This is a genomic window from Arthrobacter sp. ATA002 (assembly GCF_026898095.1).
Lineage (GTDB): Bacteria > Actinomycetota > Actinomycetes > Actinomycetales > Micrococcaceae > Arthrobacter_B.
The window spans coordinates 1,630,723-1,650,903 of sequence record NZ_CP114015.1; the positions used below are offsets into that span (position 1 = coordinate 1,630,723).

The 20,181-nt window shown below is 61.3% G+C and carries 17 protein-coding genes and 4 pseudogenes; 12 read left to right on the forward strand and 9 right to left on the reverse strand.

Annotated elements, in window-relative coordinates:
* Positions 1 to 3: 3 nt before the first annotated feature.
* The 4 genes from nrdF to OL239_RS08075 all read left to right on the forward strand — a co-directional run bounded on the left by nrdF (position 4) and on the right by OL239_RS08075 (position 6,042).
* Positions 4 to 978 (forward strand): class 1b ribonucleoside-diphosphate reductase subunit beta, encoded by a 975-nt coding sequence (gene nrdF, locus OL239_RS08060; RefSeq protein ID WP_268911402.1) that lies wholly within the window; start codon positions 4 to 6, stop codon positions 976 to 978.
* A 464-nt stretch (positions 979 to 1,442) separates the two neighbouring features.
* The gene (locus tag OL239_RS08065) at positions 1,443 to 2,606 is read left to right on the forward strand and encodes an SAVED domain-containing protein (RefSeq protein ID WP_268911403.1); all 1,164 of its coding nucleotides are present in this window, start codon (positions 1,443 to 1,445) and stop codon (positions 2,604 to 2,606) included.
* Entirely contained in the window at positions 2,603 to 3,958 is a 1,356-nt protein-coding gene (locus OL239_RS08070; protein WP_268911404.1) for a nucleotide-binding domain-containing protein, read from the forward strand. The genes OL239_RS08065 and OL239_RS08070 overlap by 4 nt, the downstream gene beginning before the upstream one ends.
* 605 nt (positions 3,959 to 4,563) lie before the next feature.
* The gene (locus OL239_RS08075) at positions 4,564 to 6,042 is read left to right on the forward strand and encodes a zinc-ribbon domain-containing protein (RefSeq protein ID WP_268911405.1); all 1,479 of its coding nucleotides are present in this window, start codon (positions 4,564 to 4,566) and stop codon (positions 6,040 to 6,042) included.
* A gap of 333 nt (positions 6,043 to 6,375) precedes the next feature.
* On the opposite strand, the gene OL239_RS08080 is transcribed toward OL239_RS08075, so the two are convergent.
* Entirely contained in the window at positions 6,376 to 6,954 is a 579-nt protein-coding gene (locus tag OL239_RS08080) for an ASCH domain-containing protein (RefSeq protein WP_329609402.1), read from the reverse strand.
* Positions 6,955 to 7,133: 179 nt separating this feature from the next.
* Here OL239_RS08080 and istA point away from each other — a divergent pair, with 179 nt between their 5' ends.
* Together istA and istB are read left to right on the forward strand one after the other, a co-directional pair.
* A complete protein-coding gene (gene istA / locus OL239_RS08085; protein ID WP_268909024.1) occupies positions 7,134 to 8,675 on the forward strand; it encodes an IS21 family transposase in 1,542 nt (513 codons plus the stop codon).
* On the forward strand, positions 8,672 to 9,451 hold the full coding sequence (gene istB / locus OL239_RS08090; RefSeq protein ID WP_268909857.1) for an IS21-like element helper ATPase IstB: 780 nt from the start codon (positions 8,672 to 8,674) through the stop codon (positions 9,449 to 9,451). Before istA ends, istB begins: the two co-directional genes overlap by 4 nt.
* Here istB and OL239_RS08095 read toward each other — a convergent pair.
* The gene (locus tag OL239_RS08095) at positions 9,448 to 11,487 is read right to left on the reverse strand and encodes a GNAT family N-acetyltransferase (RefSeq protein WP_268911406.1); all 2,040 of its coding nucleotides are present in this window, start codon (positions 11,485 to 11,487) and stop codon (positions 9,448 to 9,450) included. The genes istB and OL239_RS08095 overlap by 4 nt on opposite strands.
* Positions 11,488 to 11,741: 254 nt before the next feature.
* Here OL239_RS08095 and OL239_RS08100 point away from each other — a divergent pair, with 254 nt between their 5' ends.
* Positions 11,742 to 12,104: a hypothetical protein gene (locus OL239_RS08100; protein WP_268911407.1), complete on the forward strand. Its 363-nt coding sequence runs from the start codon at positions 11,742 to 11,744 to the stop codon at positions 12,102 to 12,104.
* A 211-nt stretch (positions 12,105 to 12,315) separates the two neighbouring features.
* Here the strand turns inward: OL239_RS08100 and OL239_RS08105 are convergent.
* Positions 12,316 to 13,477, reverse strand: a pseudogene (locus tag OL239_RS08105) (IS3 family transposase).
* A 436-nt stretch (positions 13,478 to 13,913) separates the two neighbouring features.
* On the opposite strand from OL239_RS08105, the gene OL239_RS08110 reads away from it, so the two are divergent.
* On the forward strand, positions 13,914 to 14,039 hold the full coding sequence (locus OL239_RS08110; protein ID WP_442864250.1) for a mycothiol transferase: 126 nt from the start codon (positions 13,914 to 13,916) through the stop codon (positions 14,037 to 14,039).
* Positions 14,040 to 14,072: 33 nt separating this feature from the next.
* Here the strand turns inward: OL239_RS08110 and OL239_RS08115 are convergent.
* The 6 genes and pseudogenes from OL239_RS08115 to OL239_RS08130 form a co-directional block, all read right to left on the reverse strand.
* Positions 14,073 to 14,554: pseudogene (locus tag OL239_RS08115) on the reverse strand (MOSC domain-containing protein); the annotation flags it as partial.
* 5 nt (positions 14,555 to 14,559) lie between these two features.
* Positions 14,560 to 14,937 (reverse strand): serine/threonine protein phosphatase, encoded by a 378-nt coding sequence (locus OL239_RS08120; protein ID WP_268911408.1) that lies wholly within the window; start codon positions 14,935 to 14,937, stop codon positions 14,560 to 14,562.
* A gap of 85 nt (positions 14,938 to 15,022) precedes the next feature.
* On the reverse strand, positions 15,023 to 15,658 hold the full coding sequence (locus OL239_RS08125; RefSeq protein ID WP_268911409.1) for an FMN-binding negative transcriptional regulator: 636 nt from the start codon (positions 15,656 to 15,658) through the stop codon (positions 15,023 to 15,025).
* 284 nt (positions 15,659 to 15,942) lie between these two features.
* Positions 15,943 to 16,278, reverse strand: coding sequence for a DNA glycosylase AlkZ-like family protein (locus OL239_RS20090; RefSeq protein ID WP_442864288.1), 336 nt, complete (start codon positions 16,276 to 16,278; stop codon positions 15,943 to 15,945).
* Complete coding sequence (locus OL239_RS20095; RefSeq protein WP_442864251.1) at positions 16,185 to 16,841, reverse strand: DNA glycosylase AlkZ-like family protein; 657 nt, start codon at positions 16,839 to 16,841, stop codon at positions 16,185 to 16,187. The genes OL239_RS20090 and OL239_RS20095 overlap by 94 nt, the downstream gene beginning before the upstream one ends.
* Positions 16,842 to 16,844: 3 nt before the next feature.
* Entirely contained in the window at positions 16,845 to 17,810 is a 966-nt protein-coding gene (locus OL239_RS08130; RefSeq protein ID WP_268911410.1) for a helix-turn-helix transcriptional regulator, read from the reverse strand.
* A 99-nt stretch (positions 17,811 to 17,909) separates the two neighbouring features.
* Here OL239_RS08130 and OL239_RS08135 point away from each other — a divergent pair, with 99 nt between their 5' ends.
* The 4 genes and pseudogenes from OL239_RS08135 to OL239_RS08150 all read left to right on the forward strand — a co-directional run.
* On the forward strand, positions 17,910 to 18,764 hold the full coding sequence (locus OL239_RS08135) for an NmrA family NAD(P)-binding protein (RefSeq protein WP_268911411.1): 855 nt from the start codon (positions 17,910 to 17,912) through the stop codon (positions 18,762 to 18,764).
* A 139-nt stretch (positions 18,765 to 18,903) separates the two neighbouring features.
* Entirely contained in the window at positions 18,904 to 19,503 is a 600-nt protein-coding gene (locus OL239_RS08140; protein WP_268911412.1) for a M15 family metallopeptidase, read from the forward strand.
* A gap of 290 nt (positions 19,504 to 19,793) precedes the next feature.
* Positions 19,794 to 19,979 (forward strand): annotated as a pseudogene (locus OL239_RS08145) (DivIVA domain-containing protein); the annotation flags it as partial.
* 39 nt (positions 19,980 to 20,018) lie between these two features.
* Positions 20,019 to 20,174, forward strand: a pseudogene (locus OL239_RS08150) (DivIVA domain-containing protein); the annotation flags it as partial.
* Positions 20,175 to 20,181: the final 7 nt, after the last annotated feature.

Below are 20,181 nucleotides of genomic sequence, written 5' to 3' on the forward strand. Positions count from 1 at the left end.
TTCATGACCGAGAAGCTGAAGCTGATCGACAGCGTCCAGGCGATCAACTGGAACAAGATCCAGGACGAAAAGGACGTTGAGGTTTGGAACCGCCTGGTCAACAACTTCTGGCTGCCGGAAAAGGTGCCGCTGTCCAACGACGTGCAGTCGTGGAACACGCTCACCCCGGACGAGCAGCAGCTGACCATGCGCGTGTTCACCGGCCTGACCCTGCTGGACACCATGCAGGCCACCGTTGGCGCCGTCTCGCTGATCCCTGATGCGCTGACCCCGCACGAGGAAGCGGTCTACACGAACATTGCGTTTATGGAGTCCGTGCACGCCAAGAGCTACTCCTCGATCTTCTCCACCCTGGCGTCCACCAAGGAGATTGACGAGGCGTTCCGCTGGTCCACGGAGAACCCGAACCTGCAGAAGAAGGCGCAGATCATCACGGATTACTACCGCGGCGATGATCCCCTGAAGCGCAAGGTGGCTTCCACACTGCTGGAGTCCTTCCTCTTCTACTCGGGCTTCTACCTGCCGATGTACTGGTCTTCGCGGGCCAAGCTGACAAACACGGCCGACCTGATCCGCCTGATCATTCGTGACGAGGCCGTGCACGGCTATTACATCGGCTACAAGTACCAGCGCGGCCTGGAGACTGTTTCGGAGGAACGCCGCCAGGAGCTGAAGGACTACACGTACGAGTTGCTCTTCGAGCTGTACGAGAACGAGGTCCAGTACACTCACGACCTGTACGACGGCGTCGGCCTGGCCGAGGACGTCAAGAAGTTCCTGCACTACAACGCCAACAAGGCGCTGATGAACCTGGGCTACGAGGCCATGTTCCCGTCGGCCCTGACGGACGTGAACCCGGCAATCCTGTCGGCCCTGTCCCCGAATGCGGATGAGAACCACGACTTCTTCTCCGGGTCCGGGTCCTCCTACGTGATCGGCAAGGCCGTGAACACGGAAGATGACGACTGGGACTTCTAGTTCTCTTGTGAGTTGACAGGTTAGATGGCATAACTGACACGTTATTTGGCATGTGCCAAACAACCTGGCATAAATGACAACTTGATTGGCAGGCACTACACACGGCAGTTCCGGTAGATGGACAACTCATTCAATCTTTGGGACAGCCCGAATGGTCCTTGCTGAGGGTGACAAGCTTGTCGGCCAAACGAGCTCGGCAGTCACTGTGAGGCCTGAGGCTAGTTGGCGACTCATTCAGAAGTCATCGGATTGAGATGCGACGGCAGAAGAAGTCCATGTAGTTTGCGTTGAGCTGTGCCCCTCGCAGTAGCGGTGGGTAACAGGCTTCTCACCCGGTTAGAAATCAGAGTTGGTGGGCATGAAGTCGTCGTGCCCACCATTCTGAGGCAACGTCACTTCGGTGCGCCTAACCCCTAGGCAGGCGTGCAGCCGCCTTCAATGCAGCAAACCCGAAGGGGGAGTCGTTGGCTAAGCGAAAAATTCCTGAACCGGAGAGACTGAAATTATGGGTTCGGTCCGGTGGCCGTTGTCAGATTTGTCGCCGATACCTCCTGGAAGGTCAGCTCGCGGCGCGGGAGCTGACCTTCGGCCAAGCTGCTCACATCGTCGGCCAGCAGGCGAGCGAGAATTCGCCTCGAGGTCTCGACGACGACCTGACTGACGATGAGCGCGACAATGCAGACAACCTAATACTTATCTGCGACGACGAGCATAGCGAGATCGACAAGATGGGTTCAAGGGACGCCTTCACGGTCTCGTTCCTCCGGGAACTAAAACGAAAGCATGAAGAGCGAGTGTCCCTCGCGACGAGCTTCGGCGAGTATCAGCGCACCACACCTATTCGAATGATCGGATGGCTTCACGGGAAGCCGGTCGACGTCGGCCGCGATGCGGTAGCGAGTGCTGTCATGGCCGGTGCCGGCCTTATGCCTAAGTTCGACCTGTCTACGCGCAACATGGTGGAGATAGACCTACGCGGCTTGCCGGGGGAAGATGAGCCGTCGCCAGCGTACTACGCTGCCGCGTGTTCAGTGATCAACAAAGTCATGACGAACAAAGTGGCCGAGGCCGTCGCGAACGAAGAGATCATCCGGCTGAGCATCTTCGCTTTCGCAAGGATTCCGCTCCTGGTCTACCTCGGTTCCCAGCTGGACGACACAATTCCAGTCGACGTTTACCAGAAGCACCGCCGCACTGAAGATTGGCAGTGGCCAGACCGAGCTGCGACAGCTTCTTTCACCGTAGCATTAGCGGATCCCGCACCAGCACAGGATGAGGCTGTCCTCGTGGTCAACGTCAGTGGCTCTATTCAGCATCACGAACTTCCCGACGCAGTTCAAGGTCTTCCACACTGCCAACTCATTGTCGACGAATTGGCTCACCCCGATGTCTTTGCGGGCCCTAACGCACTTGCTGCATTCAGTGATGCGTGCAGAAATTTACTGGCTCAGCTAGAGGCACGAGGGCACAAGCACGTCCGACTATTGCACGTGTTCGCGGCCATGCCCTTGTCCGCCGCGGTTGAGTTCGGACGAGTGTTCGCACCCGAAGTTCATCCATCGATTCAACTCTACGACCGGATGCCGGACGGCAAGTATATCCAGGCAATTCAGATAGGGACCCGATGAAACTCACCCAGTACTTCAGCAAGCTACTGACGGAGTCAGTAAACCTCAACGCAACCCGACTCGGAGACCTCGATACGCGGGTGAGCCGCATCACAGAAGCCCTCAAGGCGGCGAGCTCTCTGGATGGTCGCGTGCTCGACACAGTCCCCCAAGGATCCTGGGCCCATGAAACCATCATTCGCCCTGCTGCTGAGCTTGAATTCGACGCGGACTTCCTCGTTCAACTGAGCGAAGACGCTGCATGGAATGAAAACCCACGCAGCTACGCAAATGCGGTTTGGTCTGCGTTGTCTGATCACAACATCTATGGAGGCATGAGCTCCAAAAAGGACCGCTGCGTCCGAGTGACTTACTCCAACGATTGCCACATCGACATCATCACGTATGTGGTCATGTCGAACGGCCGACAAGTCATCGTCAACCGCAATACAAATGAGTTTGAAGACACCAACCCCGTCGGGTTCTCCGAGTGGATCCAGGAGAAGGATCGCCTCACCAATGGGAACCTGCGCAAGGTCATCCGTCTCCTCAAGTACCTTCGGGATCATCAGGGCGCGTTCAGGTTGAAGTCAGTTCTATTGACGACCCTGGTAGGCAATATTGTGGACAATTGGCGCGATCACGACGGCGATTACTACAAGGATGTGCCAACCACCCTGCTTCATCTTGTGGAGGACCTAGACCGCTGGATGCAAGCACAATGGTCGAAACCGCCCCTCGTTGACCCTAGCTGCCCGATGACAAGCTTCGACCACCGCTGGACGGACAGCCAATTTGCTGCATTCCGGGACAGAATCCATGACTTGGCCCCGAAGATCCGCAATGCGTTCGACGCGCCAACAGTCGACGAAAGCATTGCCGCTTGGCAGAAGGTCTTCGGAACTGCATTTCCTGGATCAGTGGCAACCGCAACCACGGCCTCCGCCAGTGGTGCGATCAAGAGCGCAGACGTCCGTCGCGCACCCAAGGAACAGTTCATCGAGGAAATGTTCCCCGTCCAGCTGACCGAGACGGTTACCATCACGTGTGACGTATCGCCGCCACACGACCTCAATCGAGTTCAACGTCGCGCCTTACGCTCAGGGGCAGGACATGTGCCAAAGAGGCGCGACCTTTATTTTGCGGTGGACGGAACTACCGTGAATGGCCCCTTCGTCGTGTACTGGAAAGTCCGTAACTCAGGCTTCGAAGCGGAGAAGAATCGCTCGCTGCGCGGCGAGATCACGCGAGACGCGGGGCAACGCCGGAAAAAGGAAAGCACGCTCTATGCCGGTCAACATTATGTCGAATGCTACGTCGTCAAGGACGGGATTTGCGTGGCTCGGTCACGCGAGCCTGTCGTGATCATTTAGCCAAGTTCCCAAAACGACGCATCGACGGCATTGCTCACCCCGTCGGAGTAAGTTTTCCGTGCTTCGACCTCCGGTCGGGCCCATCCATGCGTGGCGGAATCGACCGCTCGGGTGGAACCTGTTCACGCTACTGCTGGCCGTTTGGTCCTCCAAATGCATTGCATGGCAGCACCGGACCGGACGGCGATCACCGAGCAACAAGAATTCGTCTCATCTTCAATTACGATGCATAGTGAATTGCAGCGCGGTGGTGCGAATGGCGCGACAAGTGGAAGGTCGGCCTCAACGAAGAGTTCTGGACAAGGTGATCGGGTTGGATAGGGTGAATCATGCCGGCTGGGCAAATCTGCTCGACTGAAGGGTGCAGCAACGCGGCGGCCTTCACGACAAGGACTAAGCCCACCTGGTGCGACGACTGCCTGACGACGATGCTGGGCGAGCTGAACATGGACCCGGTGACGACATTTCCCGGGAAGGACAAGCGCTGGCGAACTCGCTGCCGCGCCTGTCGAGGGGAGTGCGATTACAGACTCGACTATCTGCTGGAACTGCAAACTCGTGACGAGCCCTCCTGCCGAAGGTGCTATTGGATACGCCGGACGCTCATGAGCGACCGGCTCTCCGGCACGGTGCACCAGGTCACCAAGGAGCAAGTGGCCGTCCATCTCGACGTGCACGATTACGTGGCGGTTGAGGAGCTCTTCGATCTTCCGAGCGGTGGATGGCCCATCATCACCCGCTGCAAGCACTGCGGTGTCCAGTCGGCCGAACGCATGGGTGACATCGGGTGGAGGAGGTGCGTCTGCAGCCGTAACAGCAAACCGAGGGCATCCCTGGTCGGCAGGACCCGCGGTGCGAAAAAGCTGTTCGTCGAGTCACAGAGCGCCGCACTCGACTGGTGGGATCATGATCGCAACGACGCCTCCGTCCTCGCCACCATCTCCGAACAGTCCAAAACGCAGTGCCAGTGGAAGTGCGGCACCTGCGGGTACAGCTTCACGTCCTCCGTCGTTTTCATGGCTGTCAAGCCTGGTTGCCCGCAGTGTTCGAGGAAGGGCAGCGAGGAGTGGGATGCGGAGCGGCAGCGGTTGAAGGTTACCTCAGTCGCTGACGTACCGGAGCTCCTCGTGGCGTGGAACGACGAGGCCGATCCCCACGACGTCATGGTTTTCAGTCATCAGCCGCCGAAGTTTCGATGCAAAAACGGTCACCAGCCCAGGCTGACGCCGATCGCGTTCCACCGCTCGGGATGCCAATTCTGTCGCCGAACTGAGGAGTCTGTGCCCGAGCGCGCCACCCTCGCCGAGGCTTCGCCGGAAGTTGCCAGCCAGTGGCATCCGACGCTGAATGGCAGGTGGACGCCTGAGAAGCTCGGTCCAGGGTCGAAGCGGATGGCCCACTGGCTTGCCGACTGCTGCGGCTACGAATGGGCGGAACCCGTCGGGAGCAGAAACAAGTATAAGCGTCAACGCTGCCCACAGTGCCGAACCATTCTCGACTCGCTCGGCTACGTCGACCCTGGCCTCGCCGCCGAATGGGCTCCAGATAACCCCGTGACGCCATGGCATGTCCGCCCCTACGGCCAGACGAACTTCGTGCCCCGCTGGATCTGCTCGGTCAACCCGTCGCACCGATGGGAAGCTTCAGTGATTGCCCGTTCCAGCGGTGCCGACTGCCCTGAGTGCAAGCAGATAGGCAAGTCCCGCGTTGAACTCCAACACCTCGAAGCGGCCAAAAAGCTTTTCGCCGTAGTCAAGTCCGGAGCCCTTGTCCGCAGTGATGCGTTCCGCACGCGCAAGCGGTGGTCAGTGGACATCCTTGTCGAGCACGAGGGCACACTGGTCGCCATCGAGTACGACGGCGCCTACTGGCACCGGCCCGCCGCCAAGATCGACGTCGACCGGCGAAAGAGCTTGGATCTGATCGCCGCCGGCTACCGGGTACTGCGGCTCCGGGAGGACGACCTCCCATCGCTGGGGATCGAGTCACAGGACTACCTCGAACTGCAGGTCTACTCAGCAGCTCCTCGACCCGGTGACACAATCACACGCATCGCGCATTGGTTGACACCAGAGCCGCGATGACACGATTCCTTGTGCTCCGGATGGCGGCTAACAGGTGATACTTCGCTGGAGTGGTTATGGGCGGTGCTACCGATCTCCGTTGATTACAGTGAGCCCGCTCTCGAGGATTTTGAGTTCTTACAGCCGAGGGATCTCGACTACATGTGATCAGGCAATCGCGGAAATTTCATTTGCGCAGATTGTCAGAGCGGGATTACTTCAGGCGCGTGAGCCGATCCATGAGCAAGTCCTGAGACCATTCACGGGTGGCTTAGTGCCGGGTAGGCAGGATCTACTTCTACCGTCGCCTGCCTGGCGGGCCTCCAAGGAGCCTCGCCGATGCTCAGCAAGGAATCAGAGGGTTTCTAGAAGGCCTTGGTAGACCTTTTGGGAGAGGTACCGCCAGCTCTGCGGGGGTTCCAAGGCATGGTCACTGCGCAGTTCGTGCAGCGTCAGGTGCCTCCGGCTGGGAGTGACGTCTTCGAGATGCAGGGCGTATGCAGTCGTGGCACCGTCGAAGTAGGTCTTGAATTCCTCGTGGGTCAGACCTAGCAGGAGGCCATGCCTTGCCCAGATTACTTCCGGAGTGCCGGAAGTAACGCCTCCGACCCGTGCGTATGCGGTGATCGCCCGGTCTTCGCCTGAGGAGTACATCACCAGGAGTCTTCCTACGGGCGAGCGGGGGATTTTCTTTCGCAACTCGAAGGTTTTGGTGCCGGCAAGGATGGAGCGCACGAATCGCGTTCGGATTGATATGAGGACTGCGTCGGAGTGCTCAACCATCTGCTGGGTCAACTGCTGCGTCGTCAATGGTTCATGCCTCTGCTGTAGATCTCCTGGTAGGCAGCGTCTGGAATCCTGCGGGTTGTGCGCATCCTGTTCAGCGACTTGCCGTGTCCATTCACGATAGCCTCCGCATCTGTTAGCGGCCATGGAAAACTGCCCATAGGCGGCCACGGAACTGCCCACTGACGGCCATCAAAACTGCCCGCCGGTGGCCATGAGATCTGCCCACTTCCTTACTGAACCCGACCGCTTAAGCGGCGGGAGCCTCTCCCGGGGTTTGATGACGGTGTCTAAGTCGCATCAAAGTCGCCCGGGAAGAGGCCCTAATGAAGTCTGACGGAGAAATCATGGAAATACTCGCTGCGTATGATCTGACCCGATCGTTGCGCGCCGCTGCGGAACTCACCGGCTGCTCGCACCACACCGTTGCCAGACACGTCGCTGCCCGCGACGCCGGTCAGCCGATCGCCGAACCCGTCTACCGGGGCCGGGTCACCGATGCGTTCCTGCCCAAGATCGAAGAATGGATCGAGGCCTCCAAGGGCAAAATCCGCGCCGACAAAGCCCACGAGAAACTCCTTGCCCTCGGCTACGAGGGTTCGGAGCGCTCGACCCGCCGGGCCGTCGCCCAGATCCGCGCTGCCTGGCGTCTTGGCCATGTCCGGGTGCACCGGCCCTGGATCACGGAACCGGGCATGTGGCTTCAGTACGATTTCGGCGACGGCCCCGTGATCGAGGGGAAGAAGACCGTTTTGTTCGTGGCGTGGCTGGCATGGTCCCGCTTCAGGATCGTCATCGCGTTGCGGGACCGCACGGCGCCGAGCGTGTTCGCCGCATTGGACCGCAGCTTCCGTGTCATAGGCGGCGCCCCGACGTATGTATTGACCGATAACGAGAAGACCGTGACGGTCTCCCATCTTGCCGGGGTCCCGGTGCGTAACCAGCAGACCGTCGACTTCGCCCGCCACTACGCGGTGACGGTACTGACCTGCCAGCCGGCGGACCCAGCATCCAAGGGCGGCGTGGAGTCCTCGGTGAAACTCGCCAAAGCAGACATCGTGCCCAAGGACACCAACCTGCGTGCCGAATACGCTTCTTTCGCCGAGATCGAAGCAGCCTGCCAGGCGTTCACGGACGAGGTCAACAACCGTGAGCACCGGACCACCCGCCGCAAACCCGCCACGATGCTGGCCGAGGAGGCACCACGGTTGCACCGGGTCCCGGAGACCGCGCACACCGTCGCGTTCGGGCTCTCCCGCAGCGTCCCGGAGAACACGCCGATGGTCACCTTCGAAAACGGGCAGTACTCCGTCCCGGCGCATCTGCTCGGCGCGCGGGTGTTCGTCCGGGCCCACGGTGCCGGTGCCGACGAGCAGGTCATCATCGTCCACCACGCCAGCGGTGGCCCGGTGGAAGTTGCCCGCCACCGCCGCGCCCGCCCCGGCATCCCGGCGATCAACGACGCCCACTTCCCCGGCCACCGGCCCAGGGTCCCGGGTGAATACACGGCCAAAGCGAGGACCGCCGCGGAAGCGGAGTTCCTGAGCATCGGTGACGGTGCCCGGGCATGGCTGCTCGAGGCCGCCGCGGCGGGCACGGCCCGGATGAACATGAAGATGGCCGAAGCAGTCGCTCTGGCCAAGATCGCCGGGCAGCCCGAAGTCGATCAGGCGTTGGGGACCGCGGCCATCCATGGCCGCTTCGCGAACAACGACCTGGCCTCGATCCTGAACGCCGCGGGCACACGCATCATCACCCATGCCGCCGGGGAAACCCGGTCCCTGACTCAAGGCACCGCCGGGTGGGCAGCGATCGGCCGGCCACCCGTTCCAGCCCGTGCTGATGACGAGCTGGAGGAAAGCGCATGAGCCCGGTCCCGGTCCCCGCACCGGCGCTGCCGGCGGAGCTGGAAGCGTTGATGCGGCAATTGAAGATGCCTCATGCGCGGGCATTGGCCCCGGAACTGATCGCAACCGCCCGCGCCCAGCGCTGGGAACCGGCCGAGGTCATCAAAGCGCTCTTCGTTGAGGAAGTCGCCGGCCGGTCCCGGTCCATGCTCGCCACCAGACGCAAGGCCGCGGGCTTCCCGACCGGGAAGACCTTTGATACCTGGGATCCGGCGGCCTCCTCGATCCCGGCACCGACGCAGCAGGCGCTGCGGACGCTGGAATGGATCGGGCGGAAGGAAAACGTCGTGATCTGCGGGCCCTCGGGCACGGGTAAAACGTTCTTCCTCGAAGCCCTCGGGCAGCAGGCCGTCGAGGCCGGCCTGCGGGTGGCGTGGTTCCGGCTCGAGGATCTCGGGGCTCTTATGCGAGCCCACCGCTCCGATGACAGTGTCACCAAAGTCGTCGCCCGGATCCTGCGAGCAGACTTGGTGGTGGTCGATGACATCGGGCTGTTGCCGGTGGGCACGGACGCGGCCGAGGGCCTTTACCGCCTCGTTGACGCCGGGTATGAGAAACGCTCCATCGCGGTTTCTTCAAACCTGCATCCGGCAGGCTTCGACGAGCTCATGCCCAAGACCCTGGCCACCGCCACCGTCGACCGGCTGCTGCACCACGCGCATCTCTGTCAGACCTCAGGGGAATCGATCCGCCTCAGCCAAGCCTTGGCCGGGAAGGGAGTTACCCCGATGAGCTAAACCCACACCCCAACATGGCCAACGCCACCGAATACCCGGTGGGCAGATCTGGTGGCCATGAGTAGGCAGTTTTCACGTCCACCAGCGGGCACTTTTGCTGGCCGCCCATGGGCACAAACTATTGGCCATTGACACGCATCCGACAATTTTATGGGGGAGGGGAAGACTTCTGTGTCTCCGAAGCGGAGGGCAACTGCTTCATCCGCTTTGCCCGCGTGGGTTTCAATGTCGGCCAACGACCAGACGCCGTATTTCTGGAATCGCCTGTGCAGGGCGCCGGGGGATGCCCGGTGAGACGAGACGAGCTGGGACGCGGCGACAACTTGGTGACCGAGCGGCCCGCTGGCGTACCAGAGGATTCTGCCCGGTGCCTTTGGTTGTTGCGGTGCCGACTTGTAGTACACGTGCCGACGGCTAATTCCGAGGTCTTGATTTCGCGCAAGGAGCGGTGTGTCGTACCCGAGGAGTTCGCTGGCGTAGGTCTGCTTGATGGGGACGACGTAGCATTCCAACGGTGCATTCCGAATTTTTAGCGGCCACAATTGATGCTCCAGCCTGGCATAGTCCGTGGGGGTTTTCAGCGGGTTCTGGAGCCAGGGCGTCAGGTCCCAGTCCGCGAAGCGACCAGTGTGCAGATCATCGACATCGAGCTGGACATCGACGACCTCAATCGTCCAATTGCCGTCAAGGAACTTTGCTCCCTCCTGCTCAAGGATTTCGGTGTAACTTTCACCGCCACCTGGCGCTGGATCGGTGAGGATGATCCTCAGAGCTCCCCGACGCAGGGCCTCATGCCTTAGCTGGAAGAGAAGTTGCTTGAGCAGGGTCGGCCCAAGAGGTGCACGCCGCACTCGGAGCATTTCCAACTCGAGGACCCCGGCAGAGCAGCTGGTCACGATTAGCGCGTCTGCGAGACGACTCTTGGAGGCATGCACGATTCGCATGTCTGACCCCATTTTGGAACGCACGAGTCCCCGGAATCGGGTTTTCGTCTCACCGCTGTGGGCGCTGATCAGATGGTCAAGTTCTCGGTCTATCCCGGCAGGAGCCTGACCGATGGTCATCTCCGTGTTCTGGATCCGCTCGGTGGCATCTCTGCGGGTGCCCTTGAGTTCGTCGATCACCAGAAGCAGCTGGGACGGATGCAGTATGTGGACGCCGTGTTGCAGTGCGAGGGGGCGCAGGATTCGCGCGGCGTTGTCGTCATTGGTGATCATGACCGCTGCCCCGCTAACGATTGTCTCCGCTGCCAGGCGTGCATCGGCTCTCAGGCTGGGATCTTTCCGGAGAGCGGCAGATGGGATTGCCTGTAGGAGCTCGCTGTACAGCGCGTCGCAGACCGACAGCTCGCCGCGCAGTTCTTCATACTGTCCAAGCTGAGACACGACCCGCCGGCGTAGGCTGGCTGGTTCGATGCCGGACAGTTCGTTTCTCACCGAGTGAGAGATGCAGTAGGCCACCTCTCCTTGCAGCATGGGTGAATCAAGAAACTCCTCCGTCTCCAGCTTGCGCTTCAGCAAAACATCCATGACGACGTTGGTGTCCATTGCCACCTGTACCCGGGGGTCCTCGGCCAATGACACTGAGAACAAATCATCGTGATCAAAGGACCGACGGAAGGCGGTCATCTCAGCTTTGTCCTTGCCCCGACCGACAGGGAAGCTCTGGGCCTGGAAGCCGAGTTTGGGCCACACGGCATGTGCCTCATAGTCCCGGCGGCACTTCAGGCGGATGCACTCCCTATGTCCATGCCGCAGTTGAATTTCGTCCACAAGCCGTCGCGCCAAACCCTTTCCCCGGTAGTCGGGTTTGATGCACAGGTGTATAAGGCGCACATCGGAGCGGGGCAGGTCAAAGAGGACATATCCAGCCAGTTCGCCATCAACGAAGGCACCGTAGATGCATTCCGCTTGAATTGACGTTCGGTACGCGTCGTGCGGAAACAGTCCGAGGAATTTCTTGAACCGGTCGCCCAACTCGACAACTGTCCCGAAATCGGCCTCGCCGCATGGCCGAATGACTGCCGATTCCCCCAAGTTGCGTCCTTTTCTGTCCCAGCGCGGTGCCGCGCAATCTCCAATCTAACTGCCGACTTTGAATTATCTGTGTATCCGGTGCCTGGACGGCGCTATCCGGCTCGTACCGGTTGCGATGATGTGGCTGATCCGTCGGCGGCTGTGAGGCAAGGGACCTGACCCCGATCGACCGGTTCCCCACCCCCGCAAGGCCACCCACAAAATGGGCGATCGCCGCGATCGAATCAGCGGCCCGTGAATGGGCCCGCACCATTGTGCACGTGGGTGACTTCGGGCTGGACTGGCCGGGGCCCAAACGGGGCCGCTACGAGGCGAAACTCAACAGATACTTGATCGATCTTGGGTTGACGCTGATCGTCTCAGGGGGCAACCACGACAATTGGGACACCCTTCTGAAACTCCCGATGGACGCAGACGGGCTGGGAACCCGCCGCTCCAACATCCGCGTCCTGCCGCGGGGCGGGCGCACCCAAATCGAAGGCTCACCGTCGGCGGCCTGGGCGGGGCGTTCAGCGTCGACTACCGGCACCGCACCGAGGGCGGGGAAGGGACTGGTGGAGCGACGAGGAACCGACGGCGGAGGACGCCCAGAGACTGATCGATGGCGGACCCGTTGACATTCTCATCACCCATGACGGCCCGGCAGGGGTCCCGGGGAAGGGCGATTTCCAACTATCCCCGGAGCTGACCGCACGCGCTGAGGAGACGCGAGTCCTCATCCGCGGCGTGGTCGATGCCCTCTTTCCTCCGCATGTGTTCTGCGGCCACTGGCATCAGCGTCGAATGGGACTGCTGAAGGTTTAGTTGACAGCTGGGGTTGATGATTGTTTACGCGGCTGTGGCCGTGTTTTTTATTGTCTCAAACTCGATGGGTGTCAGCCGTCCGAGGGCACGCTGACGACGTTTTCGATGGTAACTGCGCTCGATCCAGGTCGTAATGGCCAGCCTGAGCTCGGCGCGGGTCTGCCAGCGTTTGCGGTTCAAGACGTTCTTCTGGAGCAGAGAGAAGAATGATTCCATAGCGGCGTTGTCACCACAGGCCCCTACCCGGCCCATCGATCCGGTCAAGCCATAGGTGTTCAGAGCCAGGACGAAGTTCCTGGATCTGAATTGGGATCCGCGGTCCGAGTGCACCACCGTGCCTGCCGGTTTCCTAAGAGCCACGGCATGGTCCAGTGCACAACGGCCAGGGACGCTTTCATCCGCCCATCCATCGAATACCCGACAATCCGGTTCGAATGCAGGTCTTTGATCGCACACAGGTAAAGCTTTCCCTCCCCGGTGTGGTGCTCGGTGATGTCCGTGAGCCATTTCCGGTTCGGCGCCGTGGCGCTGAAGTCCCGTTCGATGAGGTCGTCGTGGACCGGTGGCCCGGCTTTGAGCCCTGACCGGCGCCGGCGGTGGATCACGGAAAGGATGCCGTTCTCGGAGCACAGTCGCCAGATCCTGCGTTCGCTGACCGCAGGGCCGGGGCCAGCGTTGATTTCGTCGGCGATGAAGCGGTATCCGAACGCCTGATCCTCGCGGTGGTGATCGATGGCGGCGTTGATGAGGTGCGCTTCTTCCCAGTCCCGGGACGGGACAGGATTGGCGGCCCACTGGTAGTAGGCCTGTCTGGAGAAATTCAATACCCGGCAGGACACTGCCACGGGAACCCTTAGCGGGGCGTCCCTGGCAGCCATCTCACGGACCAGCGGGTACATCATTTTTTTGGATTGATATCCCTGGAGAGATAGGCCACGGCACGGCGCATGACTTCGGCTTCCTGCTCCAGGAGCCGGATGTGCCTGTTGGCCTCCCGCAGCTTCGCGGAATCATCGGACACGGAGCCGGATTTCACGCCGTCCTCTTTGTCGGCGATCTTCATCCAGCGGTGAAGGGCTGCCGGTGAGACACCGAAGTCCTTGGCGATCTGGGTAATGGGTGCTTCGCCCTTGCGGGCGACCGCGACGACATCGCGGCGGAACTCTTCGGGAAAGGCTTTGGGCATGATGAACATCCTTCCACCCGCAAGGATCAAATCCTCACAGGCAAAGTGTCAATCAAACCTTCAGCAGTCCCAATTCACGAACTAAGACACCCCAACGGGAGCGCATCGCGCGTCAACGTGCTTCACAAGGAGCATTACCGCCAGGGCAATGCCGTGCTCGTCTGGCCAGGCGAAGCACCGCTACGCATTGAGCCCCTGATAATCGGAGGTAGGTAGCCAGCCAGCACCAATTGGCCACCCACTCCCATCACAGCCCACAGCATGCTCCGGCCCTCGTACAGGCGGTGCTCCTGACCATCGGTCGCCTGATGGAAGCATCCCTGGATGGGCTGGGACCGGCGCCAGTACGTGAACTGCGCACCGACACCGACCACGAAGTGTTGTTCCGAGGCTGGGCGGTAGACACAACCAGCGGCTGCCGGCGGCCGACGGCGGGGTGGGATGCCTTTGCCGCATGCTGGTTGACTTGTTCGAGGAGTATGCCCGCCATGTGGGGCATGCCGATCTGATCAAGGAGTCGGTTGACGGGCTGGTGGGGGAGGACCCGCTGGCCGAAGCGTAAAGCTCCAGGCTAGGGGAGCCAACCCGGGCGAGCACGCCGGAGCATTCCGCTGCTCAGCGGCCGGCAGCGCAGACCGCCCCGGCCGCGCATCGCCTTATGCGCGCCGGAAGCCAGAACTGTATCCATCCAGGCACAGGGGGTGCGCATGCCGGCCCCCGTGGAAGGCAACGCTGCCCGCGGCCGATTCGAGGGTGAAATCCTGCCCTATGAGCGGCGCGAGTTCCGCGCCGCGGAGCACCACATTGCGGCGGGGGAGCAAGGGGGTCAAAGGGGCCCGATTCGAGTTCCGCAGCGATTGCCTCCAGGGACTCGGTGGCAAACAGGGTGACGGCAGCGTCCATATGGGCGGCTTTGCCGAAGAACGGGTCACCCACAATTCCCTTCCCGGACACCACATCCAGCCGGTCAGCATCGGTGGTGGCGACGTCGGCCACACCGTCCCGGGCACGTCCGAAATAAGCGTGACCGCCGGAGACGCGCAGGTGAAGGATTTCGACGTCGTACTCAAAGCTCATACCTTCTACGCTAATCGCGCCGTTTGGTGCAGCCGGTCCGTCGGAAGGAAGATCTCCATGGACGCGGTCATGTCGGCAGCCTTCGCGATCGCCTCGGCGGCAGCGAAGGCCACGGACACCCGGTCACGCCGGACTTCCCGGATTAGCACCGGCACCCGCTCGCCGTCGAGATCGAGCTCCCAATCCTCCACGAACATCGCGAGTCCGAGGTCATCCAGGAGACTCTCCGCCTCTTCCAGTTCCAGAGCCTCTCCACGCTGCCGGTGCAACAGATCAAACGGGATGAAAGCACCGGCATCGGTCATGTGGATGTAGCCCACATGCTCTCCGTCGTCGGAGCGGCGGTGATCGAAGGTGTTGTCCTCTGGAAGTTGCTGCAGCATGGGAAGACCCTAACTGGTCCTGACCCATCTGTGGAGCATGCGGCGGATTCGGCCGTCCGATCAGTAGGCAGCGTCCTGCGATTGGTCAGTCCAGCATCCCCGTGTTGACCCACCTCATCCGCTCGGCCAGTGGCGGATTGGCGTACGGTCCCGGCCGTTCTAATTGATCAGCGATGCTTCGGATAGTTTCAGGGGCCTTGTCCTGACTCATTTTCTCCTTGCCCTCCACCCGGGTGACCCGCAGCCGGAAGCCGACGGTGCCGCGGACAATGCGGTGGGCGTACTCGCTGTTCTCGCGGCTCGCGTGCAGCAGACGGGGCTCGGGCAGCGGTGCTTCGAAGTGCTTCACGAGGCGGTCCAGAACTGCCATGTTTTCGGCATCCGACAGGATTTCCGGCGTGCCCCAGAGGTGGGCGACGGCGAAGTTCCAAGTGGGAACGCCCGGACCGCTGGTGTACCAACCAGGCGAGATGTAGCCATGGGGTCCCTGGACGATCGCCAGCATTTCGTGCTGCCCCAGCTCGTGTTTCGCCTCATCCGGCCGGCCGACATGGCTGAACAGGACGATCCCGTCGGCGTCCTCGTCCAAGACGACGGGATAGTGCGAGGCCACCAGTCCGCGACCTTCCACCTGGCTGATGAAAGTGCACCAGGGGTTGCTGCGGACGAGGTCCCTGATGGCCTCCGGATCATTGAGCGCGTAGCTGGGATTGTCTCTCATCGGTCCTTCCTTAGCGCGTGCCGCGTCCGGGCCACCCTAACAGGACCTGACCGCGTGCAGATTTCGAGCGTCAGGCCCACCGCAAGCCAAACCTCACTTGTGCTCTGCGGTTCTGATTAAGCCAGCGGCCGAGTTCGTGGGCTTCTTTCTCCGCCGTCTCAAGCTGGACTTTGTCAATTTCTTGAACGGCGAGACTTCGACCACGGTCGCGTCGTCTTCAAAGCGGTGCGTCCACATGCCGACAGTCTGCCCTTCCAAGAGCACAGCCTGTAGCGTCATGCCGTCTAATGTGCGTTGCATTTCGACGTAGCGCGGGGTGATGAACCTGGTGCGGTCCTATAAGCGAGAAGGACGTTGTCGTAGTCATAGAGGAACCGCACTGGAACGTCCGTCATATCGGGTGCAAATGCATCGGTTCGGTCGTAGAGAATCTGCCCCTGCTCCGAGCGGTACTCGATGAGGTGATCGGCGAGGTTGTCAAAATAGGGGCGGCACTTGGTTAGTCCGGACCAGGCCTGGAAGTCCATCACGGTTGCCGGACCGAATGCTCCGAGGTAGCGGAGCAGCATCTGTTCAACGGACATTGTTGGCTCAACGCGGCCTTCGGTCCAGACGTCCAGTGTGGTGTAAGCGACCGGTCCGCTGCGCCCCCACTGCCCACGAGGGGGATCTGCACAAGCGGAAGCATGAAGCGGGCCACCATCGCCAATGCATCGGGCCTTGTATCCGGCCACCGCTTACCCAGCTCCGCACCAGGTTCGTTGAGCGTGCGGGGCTGCGTTTCGAGCAGGTCTTTCGCGGCCGCAGTGACGGTTGATAGGTCGACGTCCCGCACCTCGCGCCCGAAGCTGGAAGCCAGGGTTCTTTCGTGCAAGAGTTGAGTGTGAAACCGCAGGGACGCTGCGTCCGTTGCCGTCATGAGATGGATCGTGGCGAGCATGGCCGACATCCGCACCAGGGAACGATCCCCGAGACGTGCGCTTGGCTGTTCCGGCGAAAGGCCTCCCGCCCGCCTGAAGAAAGCGGTGTACCAGGACCAGGGATTTTGGGCCTGTAAGCCCACCAGATGCCGCGTCAGCTCAACCTCGGAGACATTGGCCGGCGCGAGGAGATACTGCCGCTGCAAAGTCATACGCGAAAGATCAGCCCGGGACAATGTGGTGTGAGATCTGCGCAGCGGCATGGATCAGCGTCCCGTTCCCGGCGTGGCGGAGCGGCGGAGCCGGTCCGCCCAGATCTTCACCTGCCCGACGGCGTCTTCCGGGCCGTGAACCGTGAAGTCCATGCCAAGGGAGCACAGACAGAACATCGCCCAGTCCAGTTGTTCTGCGGCGATGAACACTTCACATGATCCGGCGTCGGACGCTTCGACAACGCCGTAGTGCGCGATTTCTTCGCGGACCCGTTCGGCAGGGGCCTGAACCGTGGCGTGTACCCGGTATTTTGCCGGCAGCGAGCCAAGCCTGCTTCGCACGAATTCCATCGGGTCCTCCACGGGGAGGCGGCGGGGCGCGAAGCGTTTACCCGTGCGTCGGGGTGCAGACACCCGGTCGATCCGAAATACGCGCCAGTCGCATGGCGAAGAATCCCATGCGATCAGATAGAGCCGCTTCTCGACAGTGACAATCCGGTGCGGTTGCACAACCCTGCGGGTCCCCTCCCCGTGAGTACTCCGGTAGTGGAACTCGACGGCGTCCAGGTCCCGGCAGGCCAGGGCGATCGTTGTCAGTACCGTGACGTCAGCAAGGGCCGCCCCGGGCTGGCCGAAGCCGCCGGCAACGCCTGCAAGGCTGGAAATTCTGCCACGCAGGCGGGCAGGGAGCACCTGCACGATTTTGGCTATTGCGCTGACTGCTGCGTCTGCCGGCACTGCATAAGTGCCGGTCGCCACATCCTTGAGGCCCAGCACGGTGGCTGCGGCTTCTTCTTCGGTCAGCACGAGGGGCGGCAGGGCACCACCCGAACCGAGCTGATATCCGCCGCCGGTCCCGCGGGTTGTGAGGACGGGATAGCCGAGTTCCCGCAACCCGCCGATATCCCTGCGCAGCGTGCGGGGGCTGACGCCCAGCCGCCCGGCAAGTTCAGGTCCCGTCCAATGACGGCGGGCCTGGAGCAGGCTCAGAAGTTCGAGTATGCGGGTGCTTGTGGTCACGCACCTCAGCCTAGCCACGTTCCGGTCACATAGTGGCCGCAACCGGCATGAGGATGGAGCGTGCACATCCGTTCACCGCCCGTCCTTGAAGGAGTACCCATGACCGTTCTCGTCACCGGCGCAACAGGAACCGTAGGCCATTACCTTGTTGATCATTTACTCGCGCTCGGCGTCACCGTGCGCTGTCTGACGCGCACACCGGAGAAGGCTTCATTTCCCGGGGGTGTTGAGGTGGTTAGGGGAGACCTCGGTGCACCTGAATCGCTTGACGAGGCGTTTGACGGCGTGAGCAGCGCCCACCTCATCACGTTCGCGGGTGAAGACTATGCGCCGATCCCGGATGGCAGCGCGGTTGTCGGGAAGCTCCTTGCCGCAGGCGTATCCCGGGTCTCGCTGCTGAAAGGCGACAGCAGCGCATCATTGGTTGAGGAAGCCGTCTTCGCCAGCAGCCTCAGATGGACAGTCCTGGCTCCGGTGGAGTTTATGGCGAACATGCTCGAGTGGACGGATGGCGTCCGGAAGGGCCGCCTCGAAGAAGGATTCGTAGACGTGCCAAGCACCGTTGTCCACGAATCCGACATTGCCAAAGTTGCTGCGCGTGTTCTCGTGCACGGTGGGTATGACAACGAGACCTTATGGATCACAGGACCGGAAGCACTGACGGTCCGCGAGCGGGTTGCGGTTATCGAGCAGGTGACCGGCCGCGCCGTCGCACTGACTGAACTTCCCGCAGCAGCCCTGGAAGCGCAGTGGACGGCTTACGGCTTCTCAGCCGATGACGTCTCCTTCATGCTGCAAATGAAAACCAATCCACCGGAAGCCTCCCGCATTCCCCGGGACACGGTGCGCAGAGTGACGGGTCATCAACCACTCTCGTTCCGGGAATGGGTACAGGAACACGCCGGCGTCTTTAGCAACAATCAACCGGGTTCCCGGGGCCTGCCGCGTCGCTGACCCCGTCCCACCGGGGATTGTGCGAAAGTTGCAGTGGAGGAAAAATGCCGCGCCAGTACGTCACAACGCATATCGCGATGATTGCCTCAGTGTGCCTTTGTTTTCTCGCATATTTTCCTGGTCCGAAAACTCTCAGAACGTGGAATCCAACGTCCCCGCAGCAGCCGTTGTTCCTGAATTTGATTCCCCGGCAAGCATCAGCGTAGTGGTCAATAAGGATCGGCCATTAGACGCCGGTTATGTTCCGCCGGACCTGATTGACGCCGGGGGAGTGCTGCTGCGGGCCGAGGCAGGTCACGCCTACCTGCGGATGAGCGCCGGCGCCGCCGAAGCCAGTGCTGCCATCACAGCCGTTAGCGGGTTTCGGCCGGCAAACATGCAGGCCGACCTGCATTCCTCCTACACCGACAGTTACGGCGGCCCAGCGGCGGAAGCTCTGTCAGCCCGTCCGGGGCACAGCGAACATCAGACGGGGCTGGCTGTCGACATTGCCAACCCGGACGGTGCCTGTTCGCTCCAGTCCTGCTTTGACGGAACTCCCGCAGGCTCCTGGGCAGCCGGCAACGGACACCGCTATGGATTTGTTGTGCGCTACCCGGCGGGAGCTGAAGCTATTACCGGGTACTCCTATGAGCCCTGGCATTTGCGCTATGTGGGGGAGGAAATGGCCCGCCAAATGTTTGACGCTGGAATTACTCTGGAAGAATTTGCGGATCTTCCGGCTGCGCCCGGCTACTGACGACGGTGATACCGACAGGCGGGGAAAGGCGGAATAATCACGGTGTTGTGGGTTAGATTGGGCGTTCAAAGCGGATGACGGGTTTCGGCTCTCCCGTGGACGCTTTGCAAACAGGCGCACAGGAAAGGTGGAACAATATGTCTCCGGAGAGACTTTCACTGCTGGCTCAAAACGACAGCGATAGTGGTGTATCCCCGGTTATGTGGATCGCACTGATCGCGGTGGTCCTGCTTATCATCTTCATCATTAAATCCTTCAAACCCAAACGCGCACCGGGCAGCAGCAATGGTTTGTCCGCCGCCGCGGCGGCTCCGGAGAAGCCGGCACTCACAGCTGAGGATGTGGTCACCAAGCGGTTTACGCCCACGAAGTTCAGGGAGGGCTACGACCAGGACCAGGTCGATGATCTCCTTGACCGGGCGGTTCGGGAACTGCAACGGCTTCAGGAAGAGAATGAACGTCTCCAGCAAAAAATCACCAACCCCCTCAGCGGGCCTGTTTCCCTCACCGATCCAATCCTTACCCCGGAACAAGTAGTCAACCAGAAGTTTCAACCCACCAAGTTTCGTGAAGGGTATGCCCAGGACGAGGTGGACGACTTCCTGGCCCTGGTGGTGATGGGACTGCGGGAGTGGGTCTCGGAAAACCAGCGGCTCAGGGCCCGGCTTTCCGGCAACG

Bases quoted from the DNA above. Each gene is read 5' to 3' on its own strand.
- istA (WP_268909024.1), top strand. From the start codon at position 7,134: ATGAAGTCTGACGGAGAAATCATGGAAATACTCGCTGCGTATGATCTG.
- istB (WP_268909857.1), top strand. From the start codon at position 8,672: ATGAGCCCGGTCCCGGTCCCCGCACCGGCGCTGCCGGCGGAGCTGGAA.
- OL239_RS20095 (WP_442864251.1), bottom strand. From the start codon at position 16,841: ATGCCGCTGCGCAGATCTCACACCACATTGTCCCGGGCTGATCTTTCG.
- nrdF (WP_268911402.1), top strand. From the start codon at position 4: ATGACCGAGAAGCTGAAGCTGATCGACAGCGTCCAGGCGATCAACTGG.
- OL239_RS08080 (WP_329609402.1), bottom strand. From the start codon at position 6,954: ATGGCCGCTAACAGATGCGGAGGCTATCGTGAATGGACACGGCAAGTC.
- OL239_RS08120 (WP_268911408.1), bottom strand. From the start codon at position 14,937: ATGCTGCAGCAACTTCCAGAGGACAACACCTTCGATCACCGCCGCTCC.
- OL239_RS08135 (WP_268911411.1), top strand. From the start codon at position 17,910: ATGACCGTTCTCGTCACCGGCGCAACAGGAACCGTAGGCCATTACCTT.
- OL239_RS08075 (WP_268911405.1), top strand. From the start codon at position 4,564: ATGAGCGACCGGCTCTCCGGCACGGTGCACCAGGTCACCAAGGAGCAA.
- OL239_RS08125 (WP_268911409.1), bottom strand. From the start codon at position 15,658: ATGAGAGACAATCCCAGCTACGCGCTCAATGATCCGGAGGCCATCAGG.
- OL239_RS08070 (WP_268911404.1), top strand. From the start codon at position 2,603: ATGAAACTCACCCAGTACTTCAGCAAGCTACTGACGGAGTCAGTAAAC.